Source organism: Tardiphaga sp., from assembly GCF_028290785.1.
In the GTDB taxonomy this organism is placed as follows: Bacteria; Pseudomonadota; Alphaproteobacteria; order Rhizobiales; family Xanthobacteraceae; genus Tardiphaga.
In genome coordinates, this window is the sequence record NZ_JAQGJD010000065.1 from 1 (window position 1) to 7,038 (window position 7,038).

10 protein-coding genes and 1 pseudogene are annotated in these 7,038 nt (G+C 61.3%); 4 read left to right on the top strand and 7 right to left on the bottom strand.

The features are described from left to right. The 3 genes from JWR89_RS03695 to JWR89_RS03705 form a co-directional block, all read left to right on the top strand. Positions 1–1,430, top strand: a 1,430-nt coding sequence (locus JWR89_RS03695; protein WP_299711940.1) for an efflux RND transporter permease subunit, incomplete at its 5' end; no start/stop codon positions are given. Between the two features lies 1 nt (position 1,431). Further along, positions 1,432–2,610, top strand: coding sequence for an efflux RND transporter periplasmic adaptor subunit (locus JWR89_RS03700; RefSeq protein ID WP_299711957.1), 1,179 nt, complete (start codon positions 1,432–1,434; stop codon positions 2,608–2,610). A 45-nt stretch (positions 2,611–2,655) separates the two neighbouring features. Further along, complete coding sequence (locus tag JWR89_RS03705; protein ID WP_299711942.1) at positions 2,656–2,889, top strand: hypothetical protein; 234 nt, start codon at positions 2,656–2,658, stop codon at positions 2,887–2,889. 25 nt (positions 2,890–2,914) lie between these two features. On the opposite strand, the gene JWR89_RS03710 is transcribed toward JWR89_RS03705, so the two are convergent. The 3 genes and pseudogenes from JWR89_RS03710 to JWR89_RS03720 all read right to left on the bottom strand — a co-directional run bounded on the left by JWR89_RS03710 (position 2,915) and on the right by JWR89_RS03720 (position 3,988). Next, the gene (locus tag JWR89_RS03710; protein WP_299711944.1) at positions 2,915–3,448 is read right to left on the bottom strand and encodes an ABC transporter permease; all 534 of its coding nucleotides are present in this window, start codon (positions 3,446–3,448) and stop codon (positions 2,915–2,917) included. Beyond that, positions 3,445–3,663: pseudogene (locus JWR89_RS03715) on the bottom strand (ABC transporter ATP-binding protein); the annotation flags it as partial. The pseudogene JWR89_RS03715 and the gene JWR89_RS03710, both read right to left, overlap by 4 nt. Positions 3,664–3,706: 43 nt before the next feature. After that, positions 3,707–3,988 (bottom strand): SUMF1/EgtB/PvdO family nonheme iron enzyme, encoded by a 282-nt coding sequence (locus JWR89_RS03720; protein WP_299711946.1) that lies wholly within the window; start codon positions 3,986–3,988, stop codon positions 3,707–3,709. On the opposite strand from JWR89_RS03720, the gene JWR89_RS03725 reads away from it, so the two are divergent. Next, positions 3,987–4,193 carry a LysR substrate-binding domain-containing protein gene (locus JWR89_RS03725; RefSeq protein WP_299711948.1) on the top strand — a complete coding sequence of 69 codons (207 nt, stop codon included), beginning with the start codon at positions 3,987–3,989 and terminating at the stop codon, positions 4,191–4,193. The two genes, JWR89_RS03720 and JWR89_RS03725, sit on opposite strands and share 2 nt — an antisense overlap. A gap of 22 nt (positions 4,194–4,215) precedes the next feature. On the opposite strand, the gene JWR89_RS03730 is transcribed toward JWR89_RS03725, so the two are convergent. The 4 genes from JWR89_RS03730 to JWR89_RS03745 all read right to left on the bottom strand — a co-directional run. Continuing rightward, a complete protein-coding gene (locus tag JWR89_RS03730) occupies positions 4,216–4,755 on the bottom strand; it encodes a DUF4863 family protein (RefSeq protein ID WP_299711949.1) in 540 nt (179 codons plus the stop codon). A gap of 33 nt (positions 4,756–4,788) precedes the next feature. After that, positions 4,789–5,526, bottom strand: coding sequence for a nitroreductase (locus JWR89_RS03735; RefSeq protein WP_299711951.1), 738 nt, complete (start codon positions 5,524–5,526; stop codon positions 4,789–4,791). Then, positions 5,502–6,740 carry an ABC transporter substrate-binding protein gene (locus JWR89_RS03740; protein WP_299711953.1) on the bottom strand — a complete coding sequence of 413 codons (1,239 nt, stop codon included), beginning with the start codon at positions 6,738–6,740 and terminating at the stop codon, positions 5,502–5,504. Before JWR89_RS03740 ends, JWR89_RS03735 begins: the two co-directional genes overlap by 25 nt. Then, positions 6,733–7,038, bottom strand: a 306-nt coding sequence (locus JWR89_RS03745) for a hypothetical protein (protein WP_299711955.1), incomplete at its 5' end; no start/stop codon positions are given. The genes JWR89_RS03745 and JWR89_RS03740, both read right to left, overlap by 8 nt.

A 7,038-nucleotide genomic window follows, 5' to 3' on the forward strand; every position in this document is an offset into this window, starting at 1 on the left:
AGGAAACTACCAATCTCGCCGACCGGATCGGAACGGCCATTCACGGCATCGTGCCGTCGAATGAGCTCGGCGGCATCGTCAGCAACATCGGGCTGACGGTCAGCGGCATCAACATGGCGTACAATAATTCCGGCACCATCGGCGTGGCTGACGCCGACATCCTGATCAGCCTCAACGCCAACCACGGCCCAACCGACAGCTACATCAAGACGCTGCGAACGAAGCTTCCGGAGCAGTTCCCCGGCACCGACTTTGCCTTCCTGCCGGCGGACATCGTCAGCCAGGTGCTGAATTTCGGCGTGCCGGCGCCGATCGACGTGCAGATCGCGGGCAAGGATCTCGCCGCCGACCGGACCTACGCCAATGTGCTGCTGGCTCAGATCAAGCTGATCCCGGGCATCGCCGACGCCCGTGTACAGCAGGCGTTCCAGCAGCCGACGCTTAACGTCAATGTCGACCGTTCGCTGGCATCGCTGGCCGGCCTCAGTGAAAAGGATGTCGCCACTGCGATGCTGACCACGCTGTCCGGCAGCTCGCAGTCCGCCCCGACCTACTGGCTGAACCCAGCCAGCGGGGTGTCGTATCCAGTCTCGGTGCAGACCCCGCAGCGGGACATCGATACCATGTCGGGGTTGAAGAACATCCCGGTCACGGCATCCGGATCGACCAAGACACAGCTGGTCGGCGGTCTTGCCGAGGTCCAGCGGTCGAACAGCAACGTCGTGGTGTCGCACTACAACGTGCAGCCCGTGATCGACATCTACGCGACGCCCCAGGGCCGCGATCTCGGTGCGGTGGCCTCAGCGATCCAAAAGGTCGTCCACGATACGGCGCCCGTTCTGCCGAAGGGCGCCAGCGTGGCCATGCGTGGCCAGGTCAGCACCATGACCACCGCCTACCAGCAGCTGTTCGTCGGCCTCGCCGTGGCGATCGTGCTGATCTACCTGCTGATCGTGGTCACGTTCCAGTCGTGGCTCGATCCGTTCGTGATCATCATGGCTTTGCCGACAGCCCTAGCCGGGATCGTCTGGATGTTGTTTGCGACCGGAACGACATTGTCCGTCCCGGCGCTGACCGGTGCGATCATGTGCATGGGCGTTGCGACGTCCAATAGCATTTTGGTCATCAGCTTCGCGCGCGAACAACTGGCGGCCGGAGCGGATGCCGTTAGGGCAGCCTTTGAAGCCGGCAGCTCCCGTTTCCGGCCTGTCGTAATGACGGCGTTGGCCATGATCATCGGCATGCTGCCGATGGCCATCGAGCCCAGCCAGAATACGCCGCTGGGCAGGGCGGTCATTGGCGGACTTCTTTTCGCGACCTTTGCAACGCTATTTCTCGTCCCTTCCATCTTCAGTCTCGTGCACGGCCGCAAACGCGCTGCCGCGGATGAGAGTTCCGCTGCAGTCGCAGCAACCATTGAGCGGAGGTAATATGAAACCGGATACCATCAAGTCGCCGAGCGGACGCAGTCTCATAGTCACCGCATCGGTGGCCGTCCTCGCGGCCACAATTGTGCTCGGCTACGGATTCGTCGATCGCGCGAGCAGCACGCAGCAGATCACCCAATGGACGATCGCACAGGCGGAGCCTTCGGTGTCGCTGGCGAAGTTCGTCGCCGGAAGCCCGCAGCAGATTTTGACATTGCCGGGCAACATTCAGCCGCTGAACAAGGCGGCTATCTACGCTCGCGTAAACGGCTATGTGCAGAAATGGACCCACGACATCGGATCGCCGGTGAAGGCCGGCGACACGCTGGCGGTCATCGACGCGCCCGATCTCGACCAGCAGCTAGGGCAGGCAAAAGCCACCCTGGCCAGCGCCAAGGCCAACGAGCAGATCGCGGTTCTGACGGCCAACAGGAACGCCATTCTGGTGCAGAAGCAGATCGTCGCGCAGCAGCTGGCGGACCAGACCCAAGCGGATTCCAAAGCGAAAAAGGCCGTTGTCGATGCCAACGAGGCCAATGTCGGGCAACTGGAGGCGATGCAGTCTTTCAAAACTTTGACGTCGCCGTTCGATGGCGTCGTTACGGCGCGCAACATCGAGCTGGGCATGCTGATCAGTTCGGGGGGCGCAGGGCAGGCGCTGTTCGAGGTGTCGGATTTGCATCGCGTTCGCATCTTCGTGCAGGTGCCGCAATCCTTTGTCGCGGGCCTCGCGCCGGGCGTCAAGGCGACGTTCGACATGCCGCAATCTCCCGGCGTGCAGTTCGACGCCGTCGTAGCCCATATTTCCCACGCCATAGAAGCCACCTCCCACAGCATGGAGGTCGAGCTCCAGGCCGACAATTCGGCCGGCAAATTCTTCGGCGGCAGCTACTGCACCGTCCACTTCAACCTGCCGACCGATCCGAATCTTGTGACGATTCCTTCGACCGCGCTGATCGCGGGAAGTCAGAGCAAGCAGGTCGCCGTGGTCGGAGCCGACGACAAGGTGATCCTGAAAACGGTGCAGCTGGGACGGGATCTCGGCGATAGCGTCGAAGTCACGGCCGGTCTGGCGACGTCAGACCGCCTGATCGACAGTCCGGCCGAAACGTTGCTCGCGGGCGACACGGTGCGGATCGCCGCCGATCAGGCCGCCTCCGCGCCTACATCAAAGACGCAGTAACGGAGCAAGCCCGTTCAGCCGGTACATATAAACAGGGAGGACGACATGAAAATAGCGACGGTCATCCTGCTGGCTCTTTTGCTCAGTACGTTTGCGGCGGTAGTGAAGTCTGGAATCGACTCCAAGCAGGCCGAGATCACTTCGACTGGCATAGCCGGGATATCCATCACGGCCGCCCGCAGCGGCGCGGGAGAAGTTCCCGCGACGATGTCGAACAAGGGCGAGTCGAATTCGGCCTGGAGTTCCGAATTGGCTCGTTGGCGGATGTTAGATAGCTAGGCGGCCGTTCGCTCCAACTAGGTTTTCAGCCGATCAAGGCGAGCCGCTGGCGATCGTCGGTGAGAAACCATGCCGCAAGATATGATGCTGCGAGCGCGGCAAGGCCGCTTCCTCCCGACAGCAGGAACATCAGAAGAATCGCGTATTTCACGGCTTCCATCGGATCGAGGCCGGCGAGGATTCGGCCGGTCATGATGCCGGACAGGGTGACGATGCCCGCGGCCGACATCTGGTTGATGATCGGCAACAGCCCGCTGCGCACCGCCTCGCACACGATCGGTGCGATCGCCGTTCGATAGCGTTCGCCGAGGGCAAGCCACTCGATGCCCGGCCGGTCGCGGCGCACCGATCCGAGAAAGCTGTCCAAAGCCAAGCTCGCCGAGTTCAATACGCTGCCCAAAATGATTCCTGCCAAGGGTATCGCATAATGAGGGTCGTACCAGGGATGGCCATCTGCCGATGCAGACGGATATGCAGAACGATCGAGAGCGCCGCGTCGACGATGAGAACGGACGCTGCCATGGCGATGTCGAATGGCGCTCAGGGAAATCGGGTTCATGCCGCCTCCAGGCGGCCGGTCGCCATGCGGAAATGCTGCGTGCCAAGGCGCTGCGCCTGGTGGTCACGATGATCATGCTCCGCCGTCCGCGCAACGAAGGTCTTCAGCAGCGATTCGGAGAGACCGACCGACAATTCGTCCAATGCGGCAGTCGGCTCGTCGAGCAACAGAAGCTTTGGACGCCGTAGCGGCGCGCGCATCAGCACGAGGCGCTGTTTCTCGCCGTCGCCATCTGCCCACCGGCGTGCTCAGCAGAGCCTAGCGGATGCTGGGCCGACATGGATCGACAATCTGCAGAGCGGCGATGCGTTGAACTGGATGGACAGTGGGAATATCCTTTCCGGCCCGCTTGGCGTATGCGGCGGCATCGGCGAAGGACACATGAACGACCGGATGGTTGTCCTGCGTGTTGATGCTGCTCTTGGGGCCGGAGGCGTGCCGCCAGTCGGCATCCCTCATAAAGCTCCACCATCGGCTCCAATCGCGAGGACCGACAGCGCGCTGCGGCGGCGCAAACACCAGCGATCCGCTGTAGAGCATGTGCCGGATAGTGCCGGAAGCCTATGTCGCCCAGGCATTGCAGGACGGCAGGCTGGAGGAGGTCCTTAGGGACTGGCCGGTCAGGCTGCGGCCGTCCATCATCACGCCGCCGGGCCGGGCGCGGCCCGCCCGGGTCAGGGCCCTGATCGACTTCGTGCGCCGGCATTTCGCGGCGCAGCCCTGGGCGCAGGGCATCGAGACCTGAGGGACGCGCGGTAAAATCGATTTCAGGACGGCGCCTTGAAGTCGTAGGAAATACGGCCCGCCGGAAGATAGAACAAAGCGATCAAGGCACCGCCCTTGACCTCGGGGTAATGACGGCTGCCGGGATCCGGAGCGGTCCAGCCGGGTCCCTGCCAGCCCTGCAAACCCTTTAGTTCGGCGCCCTCATCGACCGGTATGACCAAATTGAGTTCGCCATAGGGATGGCCGTGGAATTCGCCGCGCAACACATCGTCGTCGTGCTCGTCCTTGTACCGCTTTAGATCCTTGCTATCCATATAGACGGCCGTGATGCTGAAATGGAATGTCTCCGGTGACGGCTCCAAAATCCGGCTGCGCCGATAATTGGGTCCATCGACTTCCTGGTTCGCAGCCCATCCCTCGACCACCCCGAGTTTGATCAGCCGGGCGAGATCCTGGTAAAGATCGCTGTTCGCTCCGTATTTCTCGTTCAGCCACCGTTCCATCGCTGCATTCGGGGTCATGTCCTTGACCTCCTGCAGGAATGGAATACTGCGCTTAATCAATTCTTCGCGATGTCCCATCTGCTTTTCCTTTGGCTTGCTGAGATTTCGGCATCAATCTTCGAAATCGACGAATTGCGCGAATTCACCGATGTTGGCCCTCGGCATCAGGCTTCCCGCGCTCGCTGTTGCTTCCTCGGCAAAGCCGATCGACATTCCGCAGACGATTAATTCCTCTGATGGTATGGGCAGAAGGGTCCTGAGCAGTGCTTGATATTTCGCAAATGTTTCCTGCGGGCAGGTCTGCAGACCGCGCGCGCCCGCGGCGATCATCACGTTCTGGATGAACATCCCGAGATCGAGCCAGCTTCCGATCGCCAGCCGGCGGTCGATCGCGATGATCAGGCCGACGGGGGCGCCGAAGAAGCGATAGTTCTTCGAGGTCTGGCGGCTACGCGCCGCGGCGTCCGACCGGTCGATCCCGAGCGATCCATAATACAGCCGCCCGAACTCGTCGCGCCGCGACGCATAAGGCTCAGGAAGCGATGAGGCGTAATACTGGTATTCGGAAGAATGTTCGTCGCGATCCTCTTCATGCGCCTTCGATAGCGCGCACGATATTGCCCGTTTTTTTGCGCCGGCGACGACATAAACACGCCAAGGCTGGATGTTGGCGCCACTCGGCGTGAATCGCGCGACATCGAGGATATCGGTAATCGTCTGCCTTGGGACTGTCCGGCCGGTGAAGGACCGGCTGGCAAAGCGTCCCTTTATGATCCTGTCGATGGCGTCCGCGCTTTCGCAGCTGCCGTGTCGTGACGTCGTGATTATTTTTTTCCGAGCAGGGGACATCCGCCTTCCTCCAGAGGCCGGAAAGCCTCGTTGCCGGGGATCGTTGCCAAAAGCTGGTAGTAGTCGAACTTGTATTTCGACTCCTCGGGCGACTTCACCCTGAAGAGGTACATGTCGCGAACCAGACGGCCATCCTCGCGAATCGTGCCGTCACGGGTCATGAAGTCGTTGACCGGCATCTCGCGCATTTTCGTAGCGACCGTCGGACCGTCGACGGTGCCGGCGGCCGCCACCGCCTTGAGGTAGTGCATGACGGCGCCATAGGTGCCGGCGTGGATCATGGTCGGGACCTTTTTGGTCTTGTCGATAAAGCGACGCGACCATGCCCGGGTACCGTCGTTGAGATCCCAGTAGAACGCGGAACTGAGAATCAGGCCTTGCGCGCTCTGCAGGCCGAGGCTGTGGATGTCGGCAATGAAAACCAGAAGGCCGACCCGCTTCTGGGTTTTCGTCATGCCGAATTCGCCAGCCTGCTTGACGGCGTTGATGAAATCGCCACCTGCGTCCGCCAGTGCGATGGCTTCGGCTTTTGACGCCTGGGCTTGCAACAGGAACGACGAGAAGTCCGGCGTATTGACCGGATGCTTCACCGAGCCGATGACCTGACCGCCCGCAGCGGAGATAACCTTGCGGCCGTCGGCTTCGAGCTGAGCGCCCAGCGAGTAATCGGCGGACAGGAAGTACCAGCTCTTGATACCAAGCTTCGAGATGGCCTTGGTCGTTCCCTGCGAAAGCGCATAGGTGTCATAGGTCCATTGGATCCCGGTCGGGGAGCACTCGTCGCCGGTCAGGCGTGATGTCGCCGCGCCGGTCGCCAGGAATAGCTTCTTTTTCTCGCGCGTAATGCCCTGGACTGCGAGCGCGACGGCCGAATTCGGTACGTCCAGGATGGCCTCGACGCCTTCGTTGTCGATCCAGCGCCTCGTAATCACGCTGCCCGTGTCGGCCTTGTTTTGATGGTCTCCGGATATGATCTCGATCTTTTTGCCAAGAACGCTTCCGCCGAAGTCATCGACCGCCATCTTGGCCGCAACCACCGAACCCGGACCGCCGTTGTCCGCATAGAGCGACGACATGTCGGTCAGGACGCCGAGCTTCAAGGGGCCGGTTGTTTGCGCGCTCGCTTGATGCCATCCGGCAACTGCCGCGATGCAAGCCAACGCAGAAACGCCGAGCGCCCGGCCCGCCTTAAACTTACGCGTTGCCTCAGACATCGTTCGTTCCCCCTGGTTGCCGGCCCATATTGATGGGAACGATGCCCGACGGAAGTGAAACTCCTTCAAGGTGAGAATGCGTGTGGTTCAGCATGGCCCGCCGTAAAGCGCGGTCGGTCCGGACAAAGAAAGCCGTCGCGCAGCGTTTGGTGGAGTCGCAATTCGGGTCGGGTCGTTTAAGATCGCGAAGGAAATGGGTCCCTGACGGCGTCGACCACACCGAGAACGCGACGGCCGGAAGAGACTTTAAACCCGAATAAACTCGGCTCATGCCGGTGAATCTGGATGCTAGATGGCG

Bases quoted from the DNA above. Each gene is read 5' to 3' on its own strand.
- JWR89_RS03740 (WP_299711953.1), bottom strand. From the start codon at position 6,740: ATGTCTGAGGCAACGCGTAAGTTTAAGGCGGGCCGGGCGCTCGGCGTT.
- JWR89_RS03730 (WP_299711949.1), bottom strand. From the start codon at position 4,755: ATGGGACATCGCGAAGAATTGATTAAGCGCAGTATTCCATTCCTGCAG.
- JWR89_RS03700 (WP_299711957.1), top strand. From the start codon at position 1,432: ATGAAACCGGATACCATCAAGTCGCCGAGCGGACGCAGTCTCATAGTC.
- JWR89_RS03705 (WP_299711942.1), top strand. From the start codon at position 2,656: ATGAAAATAGCGACGGTCATCCTGCTGGCTCTTTTGCTCAGTACGTTT.
- JWR89_RS03725 (WP_299711948.1), top strand. From the start codon at position 3,987: ATGTGCCGGATAGTGCCGGAAGCCTATGTCGCCCAGGCATTGCAGGAC.
- JWR89_RS03720 (WP_299711946.1), bottom strand. From the start codon at position 3,988: ATGCTCTACAGCGGATCGCTGGTGTTTGCGCCGCCGCAGCGCGCTGTC.
- JWR89_RS03735 (WP_299711951.1), bottom strand. From the start codon at position 5,526: ATGTCCCCTGCTCGGAAAAAAATAATCACGACGTCACGACACGGCAGC.
- JWR89_RS03710 (WP_299711944.1), bottom strand. From the start codon at position 3,448: ATGAACCCGATTTCCCTGAGCGCCATTCGACATCGCCATGGCAGCGTC.